This window comes from Blastococcus saxobsidens DD2 (assembly GCF_000284015.1).
Lineage (GTDB): Bacteria > Actinomycetota > Actinomycetes > Mycobacteriales > Geodermatophilaceae > Blastococcus > Blastococcus saxobsidens_A.
The window spans coordinates 1,139,967-1,161,788 of record NC_016943.1 but is presented as its reverse complement, the minus strand read 5'-3'; the positions used below and the strand labels follow the sequence as shown (position 1 = coordinate 1,161,788).

Below are 21,822 nucleotides of genomic sequence, written 5' to 3'. Positions count from 1 at the left end.
CTTGGTCAGGGATCTGAGGTAAGCGTTCGGTGGGGTCGTTGAGTAGCCGTCGCCATTCAGATTCATGTTCTTCTGCCAGTGCGCGCAGGGTTGGGCGCTGCCACCACCAAACGCGAACTTTTTCCTCCTCGCGCGGATCTCCGCTGTCACGACTCTGCGCCCCGTCCGCCTCCTGCGTCATGCTCGGCACCCTAAGGTCGGCTCAGGCATCGGTCGCGACAAGATGGCTAGGGCATATCGCGCCCTCCAGACTGGTCGCACCTGACTAACGCGCAGTGTCTGGCCTCGGTGTCGCCGTAGCGCTTAGCCGCCACGACTGTGGACGGCTCGTTCGTCGTCCACAGCCCTCCTGGACGGCGCAGTCGGCGTCCCGCTCCGCGGTGTGTCCCGACCGGCTCGAGCAGTGCCCGGAATCGGCCTTCCCTTCGGACCCCGGGCGGCGTCCCACAGTCCTGGCCGCATCCCGCAACCCGCCTCCCGCCGGCCGGCGCAGGTCGCGGGAAGGGTGGGCCGCAGGCCCATCGCGCAGCGACGCGGCAGCGCCCTTCCGGCGACCAAGACGGCCGGCATCCTGCTCGGGGGTGGGAAGCGGCCCAGCCACGGCTCCACATGACCGCCCGCTGGTCGGGTCATCCGACCGGGCCGCCGGCCGAGCGACCGGTGGGCAGCGCCGCCACGGTCGCTGCCGGGCGACGCGACGACGCCTCGGCGGCACGCGCCGCGTCCATCGCGTCGGCGACCTCGTCGAGCTGGTCGTTGAGCAGATGGCCGTACAGGTCCAGGGTCATCGTCGCCGACTGGTGGCCGAGCATGGTCTGCACCACCTTGACGTTGGCGCCGCTGGCGATGGCCAGCGAGGCGGCGGTGTGCCGCAGCGCGTGCGGGGTGAGCCCGTCCAGGCCGGCGGCGCGAACAGCGGGGTCGAAGCTCATCCGGCGGAAGTTGCGCAGGTGCAGCAAGCCGCCCTTCTCCGCGGCGAAGACGAAGTCGCCGGGCAGCTTGTCCGCGACGTGGACGGCGAGCTCCTCGGCCAGGAACCGCGGAATGGGCACCTGCCGGCGCTGGTGGGTCTTCGGCGTGCCGAAGACCGCGCGGCCGTTGACGTCGGCGACGGCCTCGGCGATCAGCGCACGGCGGCGCAGCAGGTTGAGGTTGCGCACCCGCAGGGCCGCCATCTCGCCGTAGCGCACGCCGGTGTAGGCCAGGAACAGGATGGCCAGCCGGTCCCGGCCGGCGGCCGCGGCCAGGTCGTCGACCTGTGCGTAGGTGAGGAAGATCTGCTCGCCGCGCACCCTGCGCGGCAGCGGCACGCCGACCGCCGGGTTGCGGGCCAGCCGGCCGTCACGCACCGCCAGGCCCAGGATCAGCGACAGCACCCGGTGGGCGTGGCGCACGGTCGAGGCGCTCTTCCCCGACCGGGACAGCTGGGCCACCCAGGCGGCGACGCCCTGGTGGGTGATGTCGCCGAGCCGCACCGGGCCCCAGGTCGGGAGGACGTGCACCCGCAGCGAGACCTCGTAGCAGCGGTGGGTCGTCGGCTTGAGGTCGACCTTGCTGTCCAGCCACTGGCCGGCCCACTCGGCGACGGTGACCCGGGTTCGCTTGGGGTCGACGTAGGCGCCGGTGAGCACCGAGGTGGTGACCGAGTCGAGCCACGCCTGCGCGTCGGCCTTCTTGTCGAAGTGCCGGGCGTGCTCCTTTCCCGCCGCGTCGCGGTAGCGCGGCCGCCACTGCCCGTTGGGCCGCCGCGCGATGCTGACCACCGTCAGGCCCCCAGGACGCTGCCGCAGGCGCCCGCCGCCGCCTGCCGATCGGAGCCATCAGCGGGGCGAACAATTGCGGCTGTCCGCAAGGAGTCCGCAGCAGAGCCGTCTCCAGCCATTCTTAGCCGACGTCTGCCAATTGTCACCAACATTCACACCACCGCCTCGTCACCGACGTTACCGCAGGTCAGCGACGTGCGACAGCCCCCTGAGCAGCGGCGATGCACGATGCGAAATGGGCGCAAAATGGCGTCCAATAACGGCTCTTAATCAGCGGGTTCGGGGTTCGAGTCCCTGATGGCGCACCAGGATCGACCAGCGGCTTTGCCCTCCGGGGCGGGGCCGCTTCGTCGTCTGCGAGCCACGCCGGTCGCCTTTCCGACCGGCACAGTTGCTACCCATAAGGTCGGCCGGTGATCTGGAAGCGGGCCGTCTTCGCGCTCTTCGCCGTCGCGGCGGGCACCAACGTCCCGGCCCCCCTGCTGCTGATCTACCAGGAGCGACTGGACCTCTCGGCCGAGGTGCTCACGGCGCTGTTCGGCTGCTATGCCGCCGGGCTGGTGCCCGCGCTGCTGCTGGCCGGGCCGCTGTCGGACCGGCTGGGCCGCCGGCGGGTGGCGATCCCCGGCATCGTGCTGTCCGGACTGGCCTCCCTCGCCTTCGCCGCGGCCGGTGACTCGCTGACCCTCCTGTTCGCCGCCCGTTTCCTGCAGGGCGTGGTCAGCGGGGTCGTCTTCAGCGTGGGCAGCGCGTGGGTGGGCGAGCTCTCCCAGGCATCCGGGGAGGGCGCCGGCGGACGACGGGCCGCCTTCGCCATGACCGCCGGGTTCTCGCTCGGCCCGCTCACCGGCGGCCTGCTCGGCCAGTACGCCCCGGCACCGACCGTGCTGCCCTACCTGCTGCACACCCTGCTCGTCGCCGTGGGCCTCGCCTTCGCCCTGCGGCTGCCCGAGACGGTCGACCTCCAGCGCGACCGCCCCACGGGGGCGGTCGCGCCACCGGCCTCCCCACTGATCCGTCCCGGGGACGGGCTGCTGGTGGCGACGGTGCTGGCCCCGGTCGCGGTCTGCGTCTACGCGTTCCCGTCGACGATGATCTCCGCTGTCCCGCTGCTGGTCGACCTGCCCTACGGCGGGGTCGCGGTCACCGGCGTGCTGGCCGGGGTGACGCTCGGGGCCGGCACGGTGGTGGCCGGGCTGCAACGCCGGCTGGGGCCGTGGACCGCCGTCGTCGGAACCGCGCTCGGCACGCTCGGATTCGGGTCCGCCGCGGCTTTCGCGGCCACGGGGTCACTGCCGTGGCTGATCGCCGCCGCTCCCCTGCTGGGCGCCGGCGGCGGGCTGTGCCTCGCCGCGGGCCTGACCTTGACCGCCCGGCTCGCCGCTCCAGCCCGTCTCGGCGCCCTGACGTCGCTGTTCCTCGCGCTCGCGTACGTCGGCTTCGCCGCGCCGTTCGTCACCGCGGTCGCCGCGCGGGCGACGTCGGCGACCCTCCCGCTGACCGTGGCCGCCGTGCTCGCCGCGGCCCTCGCGATCCGGCTGCTGCCGGCCGCCCGCGCCAGGCGGCTGTAGGGGCCGGAACGCGACAGCGCCCCCTCCCCGGAGGGAGGGGGCGCTGTCGGTGGCGGGAGATCAGCCGGCGATGTCCGCGGCGAACTCGCCCTCGAAGGAGTCCTCCAGGACGGTTGCACCGCCGGGCACGTCGGCCGGCTGGAGGATGAAGCTCTCCAGGCTGGGCGACTTGCCGAGCTCGAAGCCGCGGATCGGGACGACCAGGCCGCCGGTCTCGACCTGCTCGAGCTCGTTGAACGCGTTCAGCACGCCCTCACGGGTGAGGTCGCCGTTCTCGCAGGCCTGGTCGAGCACCTGCTTCATCAGCTCGCTCATCCCGTAGCCGACGATGACGCCCAGGCTCGGGGCGGCATCGGGGTAGGCCTCCTGGTACTGCTGGAGCAGCTCCGGGTGGGCGTCGAAGGCCGACACCGGGGACGCGACGTACAGGTGCGTCTTCAGCCAGTCGGCCGCAGGGCCCTGCAGCAGCCCGGGCGCGAAGACCGGGTTGCTGCCCAGGATGGGCACGTCCAGCCCCTGCGCCGCGGCGACGGTGGCGACCGAGGCCGTCTGGCCCGGGGCCACGGTCAGCGCGATGAGGTCGACACCGGCCGCCTTGAACTGGGTGATCTGCGCGCTCATGTCCTGGTCGGTCGCCTTGATCTGCGCCGGGATGACCTCGAGGTTCTTCGCCTCGGCGACGGCCTGGGTGCCCTCGAGCCCGTTGGCGCCGTACTCGCCTTCGAAGTAGATGTGGCCGACCGTGTCGCCCTCCTGCAGCAGCCCCTCCCGGAAGAGGTAGTCGTAGCCGTTGGCGATCTCCACGTCGTAGGTGGCGCCCACGACACCGGTGCCCGGGATCTGGGTGAGCGTCTTCGACCACGCGGACGGGAAGTTGACGATCTGGTCGGACTCGTACTCCGGAGCCAGCGCCGTGTTGATCGGCGAACCGATGGTCTGCTGCATGGCCAGGATGTTGTCCTGCATCCCGCTGTAGAGCTGAACGCCCTGCTGCGGCACGTAGCCGGTGTCCTGGATCTCCATGGTGACGTCGTAGGTGTCGCAGACCTGGTTGTTCTCCCAGAACAGCTGGTTGGCGTTGGTGATGTCGTTGCCCAGCGCGGCGAAGACGCCGGTCAGGTCGGTGAGCACCCCGAGGTTGATCGTCTCACCCTCGACGCCGACGTCGGTCGCGACGTCGCCGGCAGCCGCTCCTCCTCCGCCACCGCCGGAGGTCTCCGGCGCCTTGGTGCTGCAGCCGGTGGCGGCCATGACGAACGTGGCGGCGAGCATCGTCGCGCCGGTCGAACGCTTGCTGAGTCTCACGTGGTGCTCCCTTGGGCTGGTTTGTCGGACGGAACGGGGGCGTGGGAATGGCTGGGTGAGTCGGGTGGGTGCTCGGTGACCCGTCCTCCCGGACGGCGACGCACCCGGCCGGTGATGCGGTTGGCGATGCCGGCGAGGCCGGCCGGCTCGAAGAGGATGACCAGGACGATGGCTGCGCCGAACAGGAAGCGGGCCGCCTCGCCCGCCGCCAGCCCGCCCTCACCTCGTTCCCCGACGAACGGGATGAGGTCGGCGTACCGCTGGAAGACCAGCGGCAGCGCGCTGACGAACAGCGCGCCGAGCACCGCACCGTTCACCGAGCCCAGGCCGCCGAGCACGATCATGGCCAGGTAGAGGATCGACAGCTCGAGCCCGAAGGACTCCGGCGCGATGCTGCCGATGGACAGCGCGTACATCACCCCGGCGAGGCCGGCGTACATGGAGCTGACCAGGAAGATGCGGGCCTTGTAGCGCTGGACGTTGACGCCCATGACGGACGCGGCGACCTCGCTGTCCCGCAGGGTCTGCAACGCTCGCCCCGGGCGACTGCGCAGGAGATTGCGGGCGTACCAGTAGGCAAGGAGGAGGAGGACGAGGCCCAAGTACCACAGCCGCTCGGCCTCCCGGAACGGCACGCCCAGGACGTAGAGCTCCGGGTCGCGGTTGCCGAAGGTGAAGCCGAACAGCTCGAAGTTCGGCGCCGCGCGGCCGTTGAAGCCACCGGTGACCTCGGTCCAGCTGTTGAGCACGTGGATGCCGATGAAGACCAGCGCCAGCGACGCCACACCGAGGTAGATCCCGCGCAGCCGGGCCGCGAGCGGACTGAAGATCAGACCCGCCAGACCGGCCAGGAGGACCCCCACGATCATTCCGATGATCGGCGGCAGACCCAGACCGCCGACCTCGGCGACGCCGAGCCCGCCCGGCTCGCCGGAGATGTAGACGTAGCTGACCGCGCCCACGGCGAGGAAGAAGGCATGGGCGAGTGACAGCTGCCCGGCGTTGCCGACCAGCAGGTTCAACCCGATCGCCCCGACGGCCGCACCGAAGACCGCGAAGCCGGTGCGCAGCCAGAACTCCTCGACGTACAGCGGCAGCGCGAGCAGCACCACCAGCAGCACGACCAGCAGCAGCGGACGCAGGAGGGAGCGCCCGCGACCGGCCGGCGCCTGGGCACTGACCCCGGAGCGCTGCGCCCCCGACGAGGGGGCGGTGACGGTCGACTCAGACACGGGTCAGCTCCTTCGTCCCGAACAGGCCGGAGGGACGGAACATCAGGACGGCGATCATCACGATGAAGGGGACGACGGCGCTGAACCCGCGACCGAGGAACAGCAGCTGGTCCTGGTAGCCGGCTGCCATGGCCTCGGCGATACCGATCAGCAGGCCCCCTACCAGCGCGCCCCCGGTCGAGTCGAGACCGCCGAGGATCGCCGCCGGGAACGCCCGGAGCGCGACGGCGTACGCCGTCGGCGTGACGCCCGGGGTGGGTGACCCGACGAGGAACAGGGCCGCGACCGCGGCGAGCACACCGGCGACCACCCATGCCAGGGCGGAGACGCGTCCCTGCCGGATGCCCATCAGCGCCGCCGTCTCGCCGTCCTCGGCCGACGCCCGCATCGCGATGCCCCAGCTGGAGTACTTGAAGGCCACGAAGAACAGCGCGATGAGGACCGCCGCCACGAGGAAGGCGATCAGCCGGTTCTGGCTGAGCCCGACGCTGCCGATCCGGAACGACTCCCCGCCCCACGGATGCGGCACGTTGAGGATGTCCGAGCCCAGCCGCCGGATGAGTTCGGTGAGCAGGATGATGTCGACGCCGATGGTCACGATGGCCAGGCTGATCACCGCCGCACCGCGGAGCCGGTTGATGATCAGGCGCTCGATCACGATCGCCGCGGCCGCCGTGATGAGGATGCCCACCAGGACGGCCGGCAGGAACCCGATCGAGTCCGAGAGCCGGGCGATGGAGTAGGCGCCCAGCAGCAGCAGCGAGCCGTGCGTGAAGCTCACCACCTCGCTCGCCTTGAAGATGATCACGAAGCCGAGGGCGATGAGCGCGTAGAGGGCACCGAGGGAGAGCCCGTTGAGCAGCAGGGAGAGGAACTGGGTCACGAGGTCGCCCCAGGTGTGTCGGAGGGGTGGTGGTGGGCCGCGGCTTCGGAGGGGCTGTCCTCGTCACCGGAGCCCAGGTAGGCGCGGATCACCTCGGGGTCGGTCTGCACCTGCGCCGGGGTGCCGTCGGCGATCCGGCGGCCGAAGTCCAGGACGGTGACCTGGTCGGCCAGGGACATGACCATCCCCATGTCGTGCTCGACCAGGACGACCGAGATCCCGAGCGCCGACCGGATCTCGAGGATGGCCGCGGCCATGCGGTCGGTCTCCTCGGCGTTCATGCCGGCCACCGGCTCGTCCAGGAGCAGCAGCCGCGGCTCGGTGCACAGCGCCCGCGCCACCTCCACCCGCTTCTGGTCGCCGTAGGACAGCACACCGACGGGCGTGTGCAGCTTGTCGCCGAGGTCGAGGAAGTCGGCGATCTCGGCGACGCGCTCGCCGTGGCGCTTGCCCTCCCGCGTCGCCCGCGGGAGGCGCAGGCCGGCGGCGAGGAAGCCCGCCTTGGTCAGGTGGTGTCGGCCGAGCATCAGATTCTCGGCCACCGACTGGGTGCCCGAGAGCGCGATGTTCTGGAACGCCCGCGCCACCCCGATGCCGGCGATCTGGTACGGCCGCATCTTGTCCAGCCGCGCGTCGCCGAACCTGACCTCGCCCTCGGCGGCCTTGTAGACGCCCGACAGGACGTTGAACATCGTCGACTTCCCGGCGCCGTTGGGCCCGATGATCGCGTGGATCGTGCCGGGGAGGACGGTGAACGACACCTCCGACAGCGCCGTGATCGCACCGAACCGGACGCTCACCCCGTCGACCTCGACGGGCGGGATGTCCGAGCGGGTCCCGGACTCCTCGGCCCGCGTGGCGGCGCTCATGCCGTCCACCGGGAGAGCTTCTTGCCCGACGCCACGCGCACCCGCTGCTCGCCGGCGTCGCCGCCGTCGTGGCCGAGGTACAGCCGCTGGACCTCGTCGGTCTGGGCGAGCTCCTGGGCGTCCCCGGAGAGGGACACCTCCCCGACGTCGAGCACGTAGGCCAGGTCGGCCACCCCGAGCGCCATGGTCGCGTTCTGCTCGACGAGCAGGACCGAGGTCCCCTGCCGGTTGATCTCGGCGATGACCTCACCGATCTGCCCGATGATGCGCGGCGCCAACCCGAGCGACGGCTCGTCGAGCAGGAGCAGCTTGGGGCTGGCCATCAGCGCCCGGCCGATGGCCAGCATCTGCTGCTCGCCACCCGACAGCAGCGCGCCGCGCTGCGAGCTGCGCTCCTTGAGCACCGGGAACATGTCGTAGACGCGGTCCTGTGCCTTCGCCTTGGCCGTCTTGTCCTTGTTGCCCATCCCGCCGGCCCGCAGGTTCTCCTCGACCGTGAGCCGGCCGAAGATGCGCCGGCCCTCCGGCACCTGCACGAGGCCGAGGCGGACGGCCTGGGCCGCGTCCCGGCCGACGAGATCGGTCCCGTCGAAACGCACGGTCCCGGCGTCCACCTTGCCGCGGTGCAGCCGCAGCGTGCCGGAGATGGTGCGCAGCAGGGTCGTCTTGCCGGCGCCGTTGCTGCCGAGCACGGCGACGACCTTCCCGTCGGGGACTTCCATGGTCACCCCCCGCACGGCCTGGACGGCGCCGCCGTAGGTCACGTGGAGCGCATCGATGCTCAGCACGGACAGCACATCCTTTCTGCACCGGCGGACGGCGCCGGGGCGAGCCTGCTGCGGTCGGGGGAAGAGGGGCTCACGGGGTCGCGGGAGCCGGGGCGAGCGGCGGCCGCGAGCGCCGTGGACGGCCCCCTGCGCCGGCGCCCGGCTCGCCGCGCCCCTGACCGGCCGCGAGGCCCGGGACATCCGGGCGCCCGGAGGGTGATCTGGCGCACATGTGCCGAGACTCTAGGGGTAGATCTTCCGACCTTGCCCCCTCGAAGGATCACGGATCGATCACCATGCGATCCGGTGACCGTCCGGCCGCCGCTCATGGGGGGTGGACACACCCGATCGGGTGCACATGCGTGTGGCGAGCACGTTGCGGTGGCCCGGCTGACCGCCCCGGCGGTCAGGTCGCCGGCCGGGGCCGGTTTCCGGGCGCGCCGCGCTGCGCCACTGCGCAGCGGTTCCCGGCGATGAAGCGGCCGGTCAGCGGGTCCCGGGGATCGGTCCGGGATGCCGCACCACGACCACGGGCAGCGCCCCACCCGCGCAGCTGCCGTCGTCGCATCGCCAGGCCGACGGCGCGGGCTCCAGCTCGTCGACGACCACGCGGATCGCGTCGACCGCGGCCACCGCCCGACGCCGCGCCTGCTCCGGCGTCTGTCCGACGGTGACCACGTGCCCGAGGCGCTCCCGGCCGGGCCCGACCGGCCCGGTCATCTCGCCGACGTCGGCGAACACCTCGGCCGCGATCAGGCCGGGGATCCCGCCGACCGCGCGGACACCCGACACCGCCCGCACCCGGCCGGCCACCTGTGCGCTGAGGTGCATCTGCGTGCTGGCCGCCACGGCACCCGCCGGCTCCGCGGGAACGGCGGGGGGCTCCCCCAGCAGCTGCGCCACGGTGGCATCCGCGGTCTCGACGCCGCTCACCAGATCCACGCAGTGGTGGGCGCCGTCCCCGGCGAGCGTCGGGTTCAGCGCGACCAGCCGCGGACCGGCGGGACCCAGCACGAACTCGAGGTGGAACGGGCCGAAGTCGTACCCGACCGCGGCGAGGCAGTCGCGGACCCAGCCGGCGGCCTCCACGCTCGGGGGCCGGATGGTGGCGGTGCGGAGGAGGTCGGCGACGTGCGGCGGCGGCGTCGTGACGCTCTCCGACCAGGCCAGGACGACGGGCCGGCCGTCGTCGACGAAGCCGTCGGCGCCGTAGCGCGGACCGGGGACGTACTCCTCGGCGACCAACTGGTACCGGGGTCGCAGCCCCCGGCCGTAGTGCGGCCGCGCGAGATGCCGGGCAGCCAGCTCCTGCAGCTCCCGATCGTCGGAGACCAGGCCGACGTCCCAGCCGGCACCCCCGTCGACCGGCTGGACCACGCAGGGATAGCCGACGGGCGATCCAGGCCGATCGGCGTCGGACGGGATCTCCGCCCAGGCGACATGCGCCAGGCCTGCCGCGGCGAGCGCGCCGTGCAGCGCCCGCCGGTCGTCAGCCAGCGCAGGCGACCCGGGCGTCGGACCGCGCAGGCCGAGCACCCGGGCGGCACCGGCGGCCGAGCCGGTGAAGCCGTCGACGGAACTGGTCAGCGCAGCGATCTCGCCGTCCAGGCCGCGCACCGCGGCGACGATCGCGCCCTCGTCCCGGGTGTCGCAGTCGATCCACCGGTCGACCAGCCCGTCGAGCTCCTCGCCGTAGCAGGCGCGGTGCCGCGCCAGGACCGCCGTGCGCAGGCCCCGCAGCCGAGCGGATTCCAGCTGTGCCACCCCGGGGGCGTCCAGCCGCTCCCCCGCCCCGAACTCGGGACGCGCGGCGTCCGGGCGCACGAGCACCTCGACCACGACGAACCACGGATTCCCGGAACCGGGAAGGGTCACGGCGGGGTCGTCGGGCGCCACGGGCGTCGGCATGGTGGACTGTCCCTCCCGGTCCGGTCAGAGCAGCTGGACCATACCGGCCGGTCGGTTTCCCGCGGAACGGGTAACGCCGCGTATCCGAATCGCCGTGCTGAGCTGGCGGCTCTCCGGTACGGGCAGCACCGCGCGGGAAGGCGCCGGGCCGTCCACCGGTTGCTCCCGTGTGACGAGCACGCCGGGACCCCGCGACGTCGACGTCGTCGTGATCGGCGCAGGGCAGGCCGGGCTGTCCACGGCGTGGGCGCTCGCCCGGCAGGGCTTCGCACCGGGCACCGGGTTCGTGGTCCTCGACGGGGAGGAGGCGCCGGGTGGCGCCTGGCGGCACCGCTGGCCCTCGCTCACCCTCGGCACGACCCATCGGGTGCACGACCTCCCCGGGCTGCCGTTCACGCCCGACGACGACAGCGCGCCGGCGGTGGAATCCGTCCCCGCGTACTTCACCGAGTACGAGCAGCGCTTCGGCCTGCCGGTCCTGCGGCCCGTGCGGGTGGCCGCCGTGCGCCGCGGCGCCGACCACCGCTTCCGGGTGGAGACCGACCGCGGTGCCTGGACGGCGCGCGCCGTCGTCAACGCGACCGGCACCTGGACCCGGCCGTTCGTCCCGCGCTACCCCGGCCAGGAACGTTTCCGCGGCCGCCAGCTGCACACCGTCGACTACCGCTCCGCCGAGGAGTTCCGGGGACAGCACGTCGTCGTCGTGGGCGGCGGCGCCTCGGCCACCCAGTTGCTCGCCGAGATCTCCCGGGTCACCTCCACGACGTGGGTGACCCGCCGCCCACCGGTGTGGCGGGCGGGCCCGTTCGACGCCGACGCCGGCCGCCGGGCGGTGGCGATGGTGGAGGAGGCGGTCCGGGAGGGGCGGCGCCCGGGCAGCGTCGTCGGCGTCACCGGCCTCCCCACCTCCACGCCCTACATCCGCGAGGGCCTGGACCGCGGGGTGCTCCAGCGGCTGCCGATGTTCGACCGGATCACCCCCGGCGGTGTCGCCTGGGACGCCGCCGGCGGGGTGGAGAGCCGCTTCGTGGCGGCCGACGTGATCCTGTGGGCCACCGGCTTCCGCGCGGCGGTCGGCCACCTCGCGCCGCTCCGGCTCCGCGACCCGGGCCGGGGCTTCCGCATGGAGGGCACCCAGGTCGCCGGCGAGCCCCGGCTGCACCTGGTCGGCTACGGCCCCTCGGCCAGCACGATCGGCGCGAACCGCGCCGGCCAGGCCGCCGCCCGGGTGCTGCGCCGCGAGCTGCGGCCCGGCGCTCCCCTGCCGCGCACCGGCTGACCGGCTCCGGGGCGGATCAGGGTCGGATCAGGGCGCTCCCCGATGTTCCGGGAGCGCCGCCGCTGACAGGGTCCGGGCCATGACTTCCCGACTGCTCCCCGGAGCCCCGCGATGATCGAGGCGCAGGGGCTCACCAAGAAGTACGGCGACCGAACCGCCGTCGACGGCATCTCCTTCACCGTCCACCCGGGGCGGGTCACCGGGTTCCTCGGGCCCAACGGCGCCGGCAAGTCGACGACGATGCGCATGCTGCTCGGGCTGGACCGCCCGACCGCCGGCAGCGTGATGGTCAACGGCCGCAGCTACGCCGACTTCCCCGCACCGCTGCGCGAGGTCGGCGCCCTGCTCGAGGCCCGCGCCCTGCACCCGGGCCGCTCGGCCCGCGACCACCTGCGGTGGATGGCCGCCAGCAACGGGATCCCCGTCCGGCGGGTCGACGAGGTGCTCGACCTGGTGGGGCTTCCCGACGTCGCCGGACAGCGGGTGGGCGGCTTCTCCCTCGGCATGGGGCAGCGCCTGGGTATCGCCGTCGCGCTGCTGGGCGACCCGCCGGTCGTCGTCCTCGACGAGCCGGTGAACGGCCTGGACCCCGAGGGCATCCGCTGGGTGCGCACGCTCACCCGGACGCTCGCCGCCGAGGGGCGCACGGTCTTCCTCTCCAGCCACCTCATGAGCGAGATGGCGCTGACCGCCGACCACCTCGTCGTCATCGGCCGCGGCCGGGTGCTCGCCGACTGCTCGATGCCCGACTTCATCGCCGAGCACGCCGCCTCCTACGTGCGGCTGCGCAGCCCCCAGCAGGCCGAGGTCGCCGCGCTCCTGCGGCGGAACGGCCTCGAGGTGACCGACGTCGACGGCGAGCTGCACATCCAGGGGCGCGACGCCGCTTCCGTCGGCGAGCTGGTCGGCCGCCAGGGCCTGCTGCTGCACGAGCTGACCCTGGTCCGTTCCTCGCTCGAGGACGCCTTCATGACCCTGACCGCCGCCAGCGTGGAGTACTCCGCGCGGCAGCAGACCCCTGCCGGAGCCCTCCGATGATCGACACGGTCGCCCTCGACCCCCACCGGAACGTGCCGGGAGTGCGCCGGCCGGGCTTCGGTGCGACCCTGCGCGCGGAGTGGATCAAGTTCTGGTCGGTGCGCTCCACGGTCTGGTCGATCGTCGCGCTGGTGGTGCTCGGCGCCGGGCTCACCGTGCTGGTCTGCGCGGTCAGCGCGGAGGACCTCGCCGACGGCTCCGCCGGCGAGGCGGCCGGCTCCTTCATCACCTGGGGGATGACCATCGCCCAGATCACCGCCATCGTGCTGGGCTCGCTCGTGGTCACCAGCGAATACGGCACCGGGATGATCCGGGCGACGTTGACCGCCACGCCGCACCGCGGCCGGGTGCTCACGGCGAAGGCCGTCGTCCTCACCGGCACGCTGTTCATCGTCGGCACGCTCACCGCCGTGCTCGGCTACCTGGGCGGCAACTGGTTCCTCGAGCGGCAGGGCATCGGCGTCGCCCTCGGCGACGAGGGCGTGCTCCGCGCGCTGTTCGGCAGCGGCCTCTACATGGCGGGGATCGGGCTGTTCGCCGCCGCCGTCGGGCTGCTGGTCCGGCACACCGCCGCGGTGCTGGCGATCGTGCTGGCGCTGATCCTGGTGGTCGGCAACATGGTGATGCTGCTGCCGGGCGCATGGGGCGAGTGGGCCGGCAAGCTGATGCCCGGCAACGCCGGCTCGGTCGTGGCGACGCCGGTGTCGTTCAACCCGAACGTGCTCGACCCCTGGGTCGGCTTCGCGGTGTTCTGCGCGGAGGTGGCGGTCGTGCTGCTGGCCGGCTACCTGGTGCTGCGACGCCGCGACGCCTGACAGCTCAGCCACCCCGCAGCCTGCCCCGCTGGACCGGTGGTCAGCGGGGCAGGCGTGCGGGGAGGTACCAGCCGTCGCCGCCGACCGGCTGCCGCGACAGCTGGCGCGGCAGGTACTGGTCGAAGAACATCCGGGCGGTCAGCTCGTACCGGCTGCCGACCCCGAGCTTGGCGAAGACCTTCTTCAAGTGGTCCTGGACGGTGGTCAGCGAGATCGACAGCGCGGCAGCCACCTCCGGGTTGCGGTTGCCCGCCACCACCAGACGGGCCACCTCCCGCTCGCGGGCGGTGAGCCCGTAGGCCTCGGCGATCACCTCGGCCAGCTCGTACGGCGCGACCGGCTCGATCACCAGTGACAGCCGCTCGCACCCCTCCTGGCCGGCCGGCTGCAGGACGTCGAGCTGCACGCTCATCCACCGGCCGGTCCGCAGCCGCACCCGCGCCGACTGCCGGCGTCCTCCCGCCGCGACCAGCCGGGACACGAGCATGACCACGCCGACCGGCACACCGTCGATGCGGGAGTCGGGCATCGCCTCCATGAGCGCCCGCGCGGCCCGGCTGGCCAGCTCGACGTCGATCCGCAGGCCGTCCACCCGCAGCACCGCCATCCCGGGACCTTCCTCGACATCCCGGTGGGTGATCTCGGAGACCAGGAGGGTGCGGCGCACGGCCGCCGCGATGTCGGGGGCGACCGCGGCGACGAACTCCAGCTCCGCGTCCGTGAAGTCCGGCGCCCCGGTCTCCCGGAAGAACACCACCGCCCCCCAGGGCCGGCCCCGGTTCCGCAGCACCGCGCGCAGCTCCGGGCCCATCCCGGCCGGCAGCATGACGTCGCGGTAGCGGGCGCTGAGCTCCGGGCGTCCCCGGGTGCGGCGGTGGATGGTGCCGACGCCCGACCGGTCCCGCGCCAGGGCGGGCAGCTGGTTGACGTCGTCCGCGCCGACCTCCAGCTCGAGCAGGCGGGGAAGCACCTCCAGCGGCAGCCCCTCGTCGTGGTAGCCGCCGGTGTTCAGCACCGTCGCCGGGTCGAGGAGCAGGCCGCACCAGAGGTCGGACGGAACCGCGCGGCCGAGTACCGGGACGACGTCCCGGTACAGCGTGAGCGGATCGGTCGCCGACCGGCAGAGCCGCTCGATCCGGTCGCGCACCGCGGCCGTCGGTGCCATGCCGGAACGGTAGGCCCGCGGGGCACCGCGGGAAACCCCTCGCTTCAGGGATGTCCGGGACGCCGGACCGCGGTCGACTCTTCCGGCCATGACCACATCCCGCACCGAGCACGCCGTCGTCCGCACCCCCGGCCAGGGAACGGCGATCTGGCACGTCGACACCCTGATGACGTTCAAGGCCCTGACCGAGGACACCGGCGGGCGGCTCGCCGTCTGGGAGCAGCTGCTCCCGCACCGCTCCTCGCCGCCGCTGCACGTCCACCACGAGGAGGACGAGGCCTGGTTCGTCCTGGACGGCGAGCTCACCTTCCAGGTCGGGAAGCGCACCTGGGCAGCCGCACGGGGCAACTTCGTCTGGGCCCCCCGCGGGCTACCGCACACGTTCCGGGTCGACTCGCCCACCGCCCGCCTGCTCGCGCTGGCCGTCCCGGCCCGGTTCGACCTGTTCGTGCGCGCCACGGGACGGCCGGCCGAGGAACCGACCCTGCCTCCCCCGCCCGACGGCCCGCCGGACATGGCGGCCCTCGTGGCGGCGGCGAGGCAGCACGGGATGGACGTGCTGGGGCCGCCCCTCGCGTGACCGCCCCGGGTCCACCAGGGAGAGTGGGAGCGTGACCTCTCTCGACCCGGCCGCCGAGGGCCGCCGCCGCGCCGACGAACTGCTCGCCGCCCTGACCGCGGCCGACGACGCCGCCGCCGAGCGGCTGCTCGCCGGTCTGACCGAGATCCGCGACCTGGTGTTCGTGGGGGCGGGGCTGACGGCCATCGCCCGCGCCGAGGGCCGGGCGCTGCCCACCGCCCAGCGGGCGCAGGCGAGCACCCGCCAGGTGCAGCTGGGTCAGCTGCGGGACGGGAACCGCTTCGATCCCGACGGGCTGCGCACCTGGTTGCGGCGATCCGGCGAGGAGATCCTCTTCATCCGCTCGCTGCACGCCGCCGCCCGGCAGGTCTGAGCCGCTTTCCGTCAGGGACGGGCGGGCGCCGGCCGCGCGGCCGCCTGCGCCAGCGGCAGGAGGATGGCCAGCGCGACGGCGCTGAACACGAATGTCCACGGCAACCCCACGGCGCCGAAGACGAAGCCCAGCAGCAGCGCCCCACAGGCGGTCCCGGCGTCGAACGAGGCGTTCCAGAGGGCGCTCGCCGCCGTCGTCCCCTGGTCGCCGGCGCGGGAGAAGGCCCGCAGCAGGGTGAGGTTTTGCACCGCCCCGAACCCGGCGCCGAAGACGGCCGCACCGACGAGCACCCAGGCCGAGGCGGTCCACAGGCCGACCGCGGTCACCGCGAGTCCGGCGGCGCCGACCAGCACCGCCAGCGGCAGCAGCAGCCCGGTGCCCAGCCGGTCGGCCAGCACGCCGGCCCGCCACCGGGTGAGCGCGCCGAACAGTCCCCACAGCAGCAGGGCCACGGTGGCCAGCCGGCCGTCGGGTCGCTCGATCGGCAGGAAGGTGACCAGCCCACCGCCGGCGGTCGTCACCACGAACAGCACCAGGGACGGCGCCAGCGCGGCCCGCACCGCCGTTCGTGCGTTCCCCTTCGCGCCGCGCTCCTCGCGGGTGGTCACCGAGCGCAGCAGCATCGGGAGGAAGAAGAGCCCCAGCACCGGCGACGCCGACAGCCACGCCAGCCAGCCGACGTGCCCGTCGAGGACCAGCGCGACCCCGGCCGGGATCGCCGCCATGTTGGGCAGCGCGATCGCCAGCCCGTAGAGGCCGATGGACTCGCCGCGCCGCTCCGGCGGTGCGACCCGGACGGAGAGAGTGGCCCCGAGCACGGTGATGACCGCGAACCCGGCGCCGCGCACGGCCGAGAGCAACGAGATCCAGCCGACGCCGTCGTCGAGCACGTACAGCGGCGCGGGCACCCCCAGCGCGAGCAGCCCGGCCGCGAACACCGGCCCCACGCCGAACCGCACGGTCAGCGCGGGAACCACGGTCTGCACGAGGATCGTGACCACCAGGAAGACCGCGGTGACCACGCCGGCGGTGGCCGCCGACGCCCCACCGGCCACCGCGTACGTGGGCAGCGAGGCCAGCGTGAGGAAGTAGCTGGCGAACCCGAGCGCCGTCACGCCCACCAGCGCCTGCACCCCGCGGGACCGCCACAGGACGGCCTGGACCTCCACCGTTCCCCCGCTCACGCCACCCCACCGATCGTCGTTACGCACGTCGAGCATGACTCCCGGCGCATGGCCGGCCGCGCTCGGGTAGGCAGAGGGCGTGCCGCTGATGACCGTGGGCCACGGGTCCGAGGATCGCGACCGCCTGGGCGCCCGCCTCTCCGGGGCCGGGGTGGACCTGCTCGTCGACGTCCGCCGCTTCCCCGGCAGCCGGAACAACCCGGACTCCCGGCGCGAGGCGCTGGCCGAGTGGCTGCCGGCCGCCGGCATCGGCTACCGGTGGGAGGAACGCCTCGGGGGGCGGCGGCGGCTTGCGGCCGGTGACCCGGTCGTCGACGACTGGTGGACCGTGGCGCAGTTCGCCGCCTACGCGGCGCACACCCGCACGGTGGAGTTCGTCGCCGGGCTCGACCAGGTGCTCGCCGAGGCGGCTGGTCGCACGGTCGCGGTCATGTGCAGCGAGGCGGTGTGGTGGCGCTGCCACCGCCGGCTGATCGCCGACGTCGCCGTCGTCGCCCGCGGAGAGCCGGTCAGCCACCTGATGCCCGACGGCCGGCTGACCCCGCACCGGCCCTCCGACGGCGCCGTGCTCCGCCCCGACGGGCAGGTCCACTGGCCGGCGGCCCCGGATCGTGATCAGGTCACCTGATCGTTCTGGGTCCTGACCCGAAAATGACTGGGGTACGGGCGAACGGAACCGACGGCTCGGCCTTGGGGCTGCGCCGAGTCGGGGACGGGCGAACGCTTGTGGGGTTAGGCGGCTGGGGTGAGGGTGACGGTGTAGCCGAGGGCTTCGAGCTGGTGAACGTGAGCGCGGCGTCGCCGGTCGGGGTCGGTTCGTTTGGCGTGGAAGTCCGAGCCGAGGTCGACGAATCGGGCGTCGGGATCAGACAGCAGATGCCAGATGATCACCAGCATGGAGCGGCCGACGGCGACCATGGCCTTCTTCCCGCCGCGGCGGCGGGCCAGGCGGCGATATCGCTCGCCGAGGAAGGTGTCGGTCTTCGCCGCGCCGGCGACGGCCTCGCCGATGACTTTGGCCAGGTAGCGGTTTCCGTGGCCGGTGCTGCCGGCGCCCTTCTTCTTGCCGGCCGATTCCTTGGTGCCGGGGGCGAAGCGGGCCCAGGCGCACAGGTGCCCGTCGGTGGGGAACCGACTCATGTCCAGGCCGATCTCGGCCAGGATTGCGCTGGCGGCGACGCGGCCGATGCCGGGGATCTCATCGAGCTTCGCCACCGCGTCGGTGAAAGGGGCGACCATCTCCTCGATCATCACCTCGAGCTCGGCGATGTCGGCTGAGAGGCCGTCGATGCGGGCCAGCATCGTGGTCAGCAGCCGGGCGTGGTGATCGGTGAAGTAGCCGGTGAACGCCTCTTCCAGGTCGGTGAGCTTGGCGCGCATCCGGCCCCGGGCCAGCGCGGCGAGCACCTTGGGGTCGCGGGTGCCGGCGATCAGCGCGGCCAGCATGTCCCGCCCGGAGGCGCCGAAGATGTCGCTGGCCACCACCGACAGCTTGATCTGTGCGTCTTCGAGCAGCTTCTCCACCCGCTGCTTCTCCGCGGTACGCACCTCGACCAGATCGGCGCGGTAGCGGGTGACATCGCGCAGCCGGCGGATCTTCGGCGGAGGCACGAAGCTGGGCCGCAGCATGCCGCGCTCGGCCAGCTTGGCCAGCCACACCGCGTCCAGCTTGTCGGTCTTGGGCCGGCCGGGCAGGTGCTTGACGTCGCGGGCGTTGACCAGCTTCGGGTTCAATCCGCGGGCCTCGAGCAGGTAGTACGGCGGCTTCCAGTAGTCGCTGGTGGCCTCCATGACCACCTCGCTGACGCCCAGCCCGGCCAGCCGGTCGGCCATCACCAGCAGTGAGCGGGTCATCGTGCGATAGGTGACCACCTCCTGCATCCGCTTGCCCGGCCGGGTCGGATGCGGCACCCGCACACAGCACACCAGCTCGGCCTTGCCGATATCCAGCGCCGCCACCCGGGCGACGATCTCCTCGACCTGTTGATCTTCCTGAAGCACCATGACCTCCTCGCTCTCACCGACCCCTCGGGGGGCCGCCCGCGAGGACTGCTGGGCAGGACGAGCAATCTGATCCGCGTGCTCGAAGCGACAAGGAAGCGCCCACGGCGCAGCCCTCGGCACCCTGCTGGCTCACGACCTCCCACGATCAGGGACAACGTGCGTCGGCGGGCGACCCGACGCACATTTTCAGCGCGGAACGCGCGGCCGGAAAGGCCAAGGATGCTGGCTCAGCGTCGACGGTGAGCCAGGACCCCACGAGGTGAGCCAGGACGGCGGCTATCCACAGATCTGCCGCTCTGGACCACTCATGCGCGCGGACTGGTGAGACTCCTGCGGTGCACCCTCTGCTGCAGTGCCGCGCCGACGGGCGACTCGGAGTGTTCACCAGCCAGGAGGCCCAGGCCGCCGGCTACTCGGTCGACGACATCCGCACGGAGTTGCGCACCCGGCGGTGGACGCGGCTGCGCAAGGGCGTCTACACCGCCTCCACGCGGCTGGCCGCGGCAAGCGAGGTCGACCGCCACCTGATGGCCGGCATCGCCGTCCTCCTCAGCCTCGACCCCGGCCCGGTGCTCAGCCACGCGTCGGCCGCCCGGCGACACGGGCTGCTCGTGCCGACGTCCGCGGGCAGCGACGTGCGTGTCACCGCAGTCGACCAGTGGCGCGCCGGCCGGGGCTACCGCGTGGCGCGCGCCAAGCTGCCCGACACGGACGTCGTCCCCTGGATCGGGCGGTTCGCGACCACCTCGCCCTCCCGCACCCTGATCGATTGCGGCCGGGAGTGGTCGCTGCCGGACGCGGTCATCGCCCTGGATGCCGCGTTGCACGAGCGGCGCGTGCGCCGCTCCGACCTGCAGCACGCCGTGCACGCCGCCCGGCACCGGACGGGGGCCTCCCAGGCGGCGCGGGCGCTCGGCCTCAGCGACGGACGGGCCGAGTCGCCGCTGGAGACCGAGGGGCGGCTGGCGCTGCTGGCCGCCGGTCTCCCCACGCCCGAGCTCCAGGTCGACCTGCAGGACGCGCGTGGGTTCGTCGCGCGCCTCGACGCCTGGTACGAGGAGGCGGCCGTGGCGATCGAGTTCGACGGCCAGGTGAAGTACCGCGACCCGTACGGCGGGCGTTCTCCGCACGATGTCCTGTGGGAGGAGAAGCGCCGTGAGGACCGCGTCCGCCGGCTCGACGTCCGGGTGGTCCGGCTGGTCAAGGCCGACCTGGGCGCCGCCTGGCCGAGGACGGTCGCCGATCTCACCCGGATGCTCGCGACGCCGTACTCGGAGCCGCGCCGGTTCACCGTCGTACGTCGTCCGGAGCCCGGGTCGGAGCTCGACGTCGCCTGATCGGGGCGTCCTGGCTCACCTGGTGTGGTCCTGGCTCACCACCGGTCGTGAGCCAGGACCCAAAACGATCAGGTCACCTGATCAACGACACCGGCCGGGGTCAGCCCATGTGCGGGTAGCGGTGGTCGGTCGCGGGCGCGAACGTCTCCTTGATCGACCGGGTGCTGGTCCACCGCTGGAGGTTCTGCGCGGCGCCGGCCTTGTCGTTGGTGCCCGAGGCCCGCCCGCCGCCGAACGGCTGCTGGCCGACGACGGCACCGGTCGGCTTGTCGTTGACGTAGAAGTTGCCCGCCGCGTGCCGGAGGAACTTCTGCGCGTGCGCGATCGCCTGGCGGTCCTGCGCGATGACCGCGCCGGTGAGGGCGTACGGCGCCGCCGACTCCATCTGGGTGAGCACCGCGTCGTAGTCGGCGTCGTCGTAGACGTGCACCGCGAGCACCGGCCCGAAGTACTCGGTGGTGAAGACCTCGTGCCCGGGGTCGGTGCCCTCGATGATCGTGGGACGCACGAAGAAGCCCTCGCTGTCGTCGGCCGTGCCGCCGGCGACGATCGAGAGCGCCGGGTCGCCGTCCACCCGGTCCAGGAGGCCGGAGAGCTTCGAGAACGACTTCCGGTCGATGACCGCGCCCATGAACTTCGAGAAGTCGGTGACGTCGCCCATCTCGAGCGACTCGGTGGTGGCGACCAGGTCGTCCTTCAGCCGCGACCACACGCTGCGCGGGACGTAGGCGCGCGAGGCCGCGGAGCACTTCTGGCCCTGGTACTCGAAGGCGCCGCGGACCAGGGCGGTGCGCAGCACGTCGACGTCGGCCGAGGCGTGCGCGACGACGAAGTCCTTGCCGCCGGTCTCCCCGACGATCCGGGGGTACCCGCGGTAGGAGGCGATGTTCTGCCCCACCGTGCGCCACAGGTGGTGGAAGACCGGCGTCGACCCGGTGAAGTGGATGCCGGCCAGGTCCGGGTCGGCCAGCGCCACCTCCGAGACCGGGATGCCGTCGCCGGGGACCATGTTGATCACGCCGGGCGGCAGGCCCGCGGCCTCCAGCAGCCGCATCAGGAAGTGCGCGGCGAACTGCTGGGTCGGTGAGGGCTTCCAGACCACGGTGTTGCCCATGAGCGCCGGCGCGGTGGGCAGGTTGCCGGCGATCGCGGTGAAGTTGAACGGGGTGATCGCGTAGACGAAGCCCTCGAGCGGCCGGTGGTCGCTGCGGTTCCAGAAGCCGGGGGCCGACTCCGGCTGCTCGGCGAGGATCTGCCGCGCGAAGTGCACGTTCCACCGCCAGAAGTCGACCAGCTCGCAGGCGCTGTCGATCTCCGCCTGCTGGGCGGTCTTGCTCTGGCCGAGCATGGTGGCGGCGTTGAGCGTCTGCCGCCAGGGGCCGGCCAGCAGGTCGGCGGCCTTGAGGAACACCGCGGCGCGGTCGTCGAAGGAGAGCTCCTGCCAAGCCGGCGCCGCGTCCTTCGCACAGCGGACGGCGCCCTGTGCGTCGGCGTGCGTGGCGTGCGCGGAGGTCCCGAGGACGGCGCTGTGCCGGTGCGGCTGCACCACCTCGAACGCCTCGCCGGCGGCCATCCGCTGCCGTCCGCCGAACGTCGCGGTCAACTCGATCGGCTCGGCGGCCAGCTCGGTCAGGCGGGCCTGCAGCTCCGCGCGCTCGGCCGTGCCGGGGGCGTAGGTGAGGACCGGCTCGTTGCGGGGGGCGGGAACTCGGGTGACGGCGTCCATGTCGGACCTCCCAGTCGGTAGGT

Annotated in this window: 19 protein-coding genes; 8 read left to right on the top strand and 11 right to left on the bottom strand. The window is 73.0% G+C overall.

What is annotated here, in order from left to right; all coding sequences use genetic code 11:
• Positions 1 to 629: 629 nt before the first annotated feature.
• Complete coding sequence (locus BLASA_RS05560; RefSeq protein WP_014375059.1) at positions 630 to 1,763, bottom strand: tyrosine-type recombinase/integrase; 1,134 nt, start codon at positions 1,761 to 1,763, stop codon at positions 630 to 632.
• 413 nt (positions 1,764 to 2,176) lie between these two features.
• Here BLASA_RS05560 and BLASA_RS05555 point away from each other — a divergent pair, with 413 nt between their 5' ends.
• The gene (locus BLASA_RS05555) at positions 2,177 to 3,334 is read left to right on the top strand and encodes an MFS transporter (RefSeq protein ID WP_014375058.1); all 1,158 of its coding nucleotides are present in this window, start codon (positions 2,177 to 2,179) and stop codon (positions 3,332 to 3,334) included.
• A 60-nt stretch (positions 3,335 to 3,394) separates the two neighbouring features.
• Here BLASA_RS05555 and BLASA_RS05550 read toward each other — a convergent pair whose 3' ends face one another.
• The 6 genes from BLASA_RS05550 to BLASA_RS05525 all read right to left on the bottom strand — a co-directional run bounded on the left by BLASA_RS05550 (position 3,395) and on the right by BLASA_RS05525 (position 10,298).
• Positions 3,395 to 4,639, bottom strand: coding sequence for an ABC transporter substrate-binding protein (locus tag BLASA_RS05550; RefSeq protein WP_014375057.1), 1,245 nt, complete (start codon positions 4,637 to 4,639; stop codon positions 3,395 to 3,397).
• A complete protein-coding gene (locus tag BLASA_RS05545) occupies positions 4,636 to 5,871 on the bottom strand; it encodes a branched-chain amino acid ABC transporter permease (RefSeq protein WP_014375056.1) in 1,236 nt (411 codons plus the stop codon). Before BLASA_RS05545 ends, BLASA_RS05550 begins: the two co-directional genes overlap by 4 nt.
• Positions 5,864 to 6,754 carry a branched-chain amino acid ABC transporter permease gene (locus tag BLASA_RS05540; RefSeq protein WP_014375055.1) on the bottom strand — a complete coding sequence of 297 codons (891 nt, stop codon included), beginning with the start codon at positions 6,752 to 6,754 and terminating at the stop codon, positions 5,864 to 5,866. The genes BLASA_RS05545 and BLASA_RS05540 overlap by 8 nt, the downstream gene beginning before the upstream one ends.
• Positions 6,751 to 7,623, bottom strand: a complete 873-nt coding sequence (locus tag BLASA_RS05535) for an ABC transporter ATP-binding protein (RefSeq protein ID WP_014375054.1) — start codon at positions 7,621 to 7,623, stop codon at positions 6,751 to 6,753. The genes BLASA_RS05540 and BLASA_RS05535 overlap by 4 nt, the downstream gene beginning before the upstream one ends.
• Positions 7,620 to 8,411, bottom strand: coding sequence for an ABC transporter ATP-binding protein (locus tag BLASA_RS05530; RefSeq protein ID WP_014375053.1), 792 nt, complete (start codon positions 8,409 to 8,411; stop codon positions 7,620 to 7,622). Before BLASA_RS05530 ends, BLASA_RS05535 begins: the two co-directional genes overlap by 4 nt.
• A 465-nt stretch (positions 8,412 to 8,876) precedes the next feature.
• Entirely contained in the window at positions 8,877 to 10,298 is a 1,422-nt protein-coding gene (locus tag BLASA_RS05525) for an ATP-grasp domain-containing protein (protein WP_014375052.1), read from the bottom strand.
• Between the two features lie 169 nt (positions 10,299 to 10,467).
• Here BLASA_RS05525 and BLASA_RS05520 point away from each other — a divergent pair, with 169 nt between their 5' ends.
• The 3 genes from BLASA_RS05520 to BLASA_RS05510 all read left to right on the top strand — a co-directional run bounded on the left by BLASA_RS05520 (position 10,468) and on the right by BLASA_RS05510 (position 13,430).
• Positions 10,468 to 11,577: an NAD(P)-binding domain-containing protein gene (locus BLASA_RS05520; RefSeq protein ID WP_014375051.1), complete on the top strand. Its 1,110-nt coding sequence runs from the start codon at positions 10,468 to 10,470 to the stop codon at positions 11,575 to 11,577.
• 111 nt (positions 11,578 to 11,688) lie between these two features.
• The gene (locus BLASA_RS05515; RefSeq protein ID WP_014375050.1) at positions 11,689 to 12,615 is read left to right on the top strand and encodes an ABC transporter ATP-binding protein; all 927 of its coding nucleotides are present in this window, start codon (positions 11,689 to 11,691) and stop codon (positions 12,613 to 12,615) included.
• A complete protein-coding gene (locus BLASA_RS05510; protein WP_014375049.1) occupies positions 12,612 to 13,430 on the top strand; it encodes an ABC transporter permease subunit in 819 nt (272 codons plus the stop codon). The genes BLASA_RS05515 and BLASA_RS05510 overlap by 4 nt, the downstream gene beginning before the upstream one ends.
• A 40-nt stretch (positions 13,431 to 13,470) precedes the next feature.
• Here BLASA_RS05510 and BLASA_RS25800 read toward each other — a convergent pair whose 3' ends face one another.
• Positions 13,471 to 14,595: a helix-turn-helix transcriptional regulator gene (locus tag BLASA_RS25800; RefSeq protein ID WP_014375048.1), complete on the bottom strand. Its 1,125-nt coding sequence runs from the start codon at positions 14,593 to 14,595 to the stop codon at positions 13,471 to 13,473.
• Positions 14,596 to 14,683: 88 nt separating this feature from the next.
• Here BLASA_RS25800 and BLASA_RS05500 point away from each other — a divergent pair, with 88 nt between their 5' ends.
• Both BLASA_RS05500 and BLASA_RS05495 read left to right on the top strand, forming a co-directional pair.
• Positions 14,684 to 15,175 (top strand): cupin domain-containing protein, encoded by a 492-nt coding sequence (locus BLASA_RS05500; protein WP_014375047.1) that lies wholly within the window; start codon positions 14,684 to 14,686, stop codon positions 15,173 to 15,175.
• 31 nt (positions 15,176 to 15,206) lie between these two features.
• Positions 15,207 to 15,548 (top strand): hypothetical protein, encoded by a 342-nt coding sequence (locus BLASA_RS05495; protein ID WP_014375046.1) that lies wholly within the window; start codon positions 15,207 to 15,209, stop codon positions 15,546 to 15,548.
• Positions 15,549 to 15,559: 11 nt separating this feature from the next.
• Here BLASA_RS05495 and BLASA_RS05490 read toward each other — a convergent pair whose 3' ends face one another.
• Entirely contained in the window at positions 15,560 to 16,768 is a 1,209-nt protein-coding gene (locus BLASA_RS05490) for an MFS transporter (protein ID WP_083877933.1), read from the bottom strand.
• 52 nt (positions 16,769 to 16,820) lie between these two features.
• On the opposite strand from BLASA_RS05490, the gene BLASA_RS05485 reads away from it, so the two are divergent.
• Positions 16,821 to 17,360 carry a DUF488 family protein gene (locus BLASA_RS05485; protein WP_041775625.1) on the top strand — a complete coding sequence of 180 codons (540 nt, stop codon included), beginning with the start codon at positions 16,821 to 16,823 and terminating at the stop codon, positions 17,358 to 17,360.
• Between the two features lie 104 nt (positions 17,361 to 17,464).
• On the opposite strand, the gene BLASA_RS05480 is transcribed toward BLASA_RS05485, so the two are convergent.
• Positions 17,465 to 18,736: an IS110 family transposase gene (locus BLASA_RS05480; RefSeq protein WP_014373933.1), complete on the bottom strand. Its 1,272-nt coding sequence runs from the start codon at positions 18,734 to 18,736 to the stop codon at positions 17,465 to 17,467.
• A 335-nt stretch (positions 18,737 to 19,071) separates the two neighbouring features.
• On the opposite strand from BLASA_RS05480, the gene BLASA_RS05475 reads away from it, so the two are divergent.
• Positions 19,072 to 20,073 (top strand): hypothetical protein, encoded by a 1,002-nt coding sequence (locus BLASA_RS05475; RefSeq protein ID WP_166486480.1) that lies wholly within the window; start codon positions 19,072 to 19,074, stop codon positions 20,071 to 20,073.
• Positions 20,074 to 20,173: 100 nt separating this feature from the next.
• Here the strand turns inward: BLASA_RS05475 and pruA are convergent, their stop codons facing one another.
• On the bottom strand, positions 20,174 to 21,799 hold the full coding sequence (gene pruA / locus BLASA_RS05470; RefSeq protein WP_014375042.1) for an L-glutamate gamma-semialdehyde dehydrogenase: 1,626 nt from the start codon (positions 21,797 to 21,799) through the stop codon (positions 20,174 to 20,176).
• Positions 21,800 to 21,822 lie beyond the last annotated feature (23 nt).

Coding starts and splice junctions, on each gene's coding strand:
- BLASA_RS05515 (WP_014375050.1), top strand. CDS start 11,689: ATGATCGAGGCGCAGGGGCTCACCAAGAAGTACGGCGACCGAACCGCC.
- BLASA_RS25800 (WP_014375048.1), bottom strand. CDS start 14,595: ATGGCACCGACGGCCGCGGTGCGCGACCGGATCGAGCGGCTCTGCCGG.
- pruA (WP_014375042.1), bottom strand. CDS start 21,799: ATGGACGCCGTCACCCGAGTTCCCGCCCCCCGCAACGAGCCGGTCCTC.
- BLASA_RS05480 (WP_014373933.1), bottom strand. CDS start 18,736: ATGGTGCTTCAGGAAGATCAACAGGTCGAGGAGATCGTCGCCCGGGTG.
- BLASA_RS05500 (WP_014375047.1), top strand. CDS start 14,684: ATGACCACATCCCGCACCGAGCACGCCGTCGTCCGCACCCCCGGCCAG.
- BLASA_RS05525 (WP_014375052.1), bottom strand. CDS start 10,298: ATGCCGACGCCCGTGGCGCCCGACGACCCCGCCGTGACCCTTCCCGGT.
- BLASA_RS05535 (WP_014375054.1), bottom strand. CDS start 7,623: ATGAGCGCCGCCACGCGGGCCGAGGAGTCCGGGACCCGCTCGGACATC.
- BLASA_RS05510 (WP_014375049.1), top strand. CDS start 12,612: ATGATCGACACGGTCGCCCTCGACCCCCACCGGAACGTGCCGGGAGTG.
- BLASA_RS05490 (WP_083877933.1), bottom strand. CDS start 16,768: ATGCTCGACGTGCGTAACGACGATCGGTGGGGTGGCGTGAGCGGGGGA.
- BLASA_RS05485 (WP_041775625.1), top strand. CDS start 16,821: ATGACCGTGGGCCACGGGTCCGAGGATCGCGACCGCCTGGGCGCCCGC.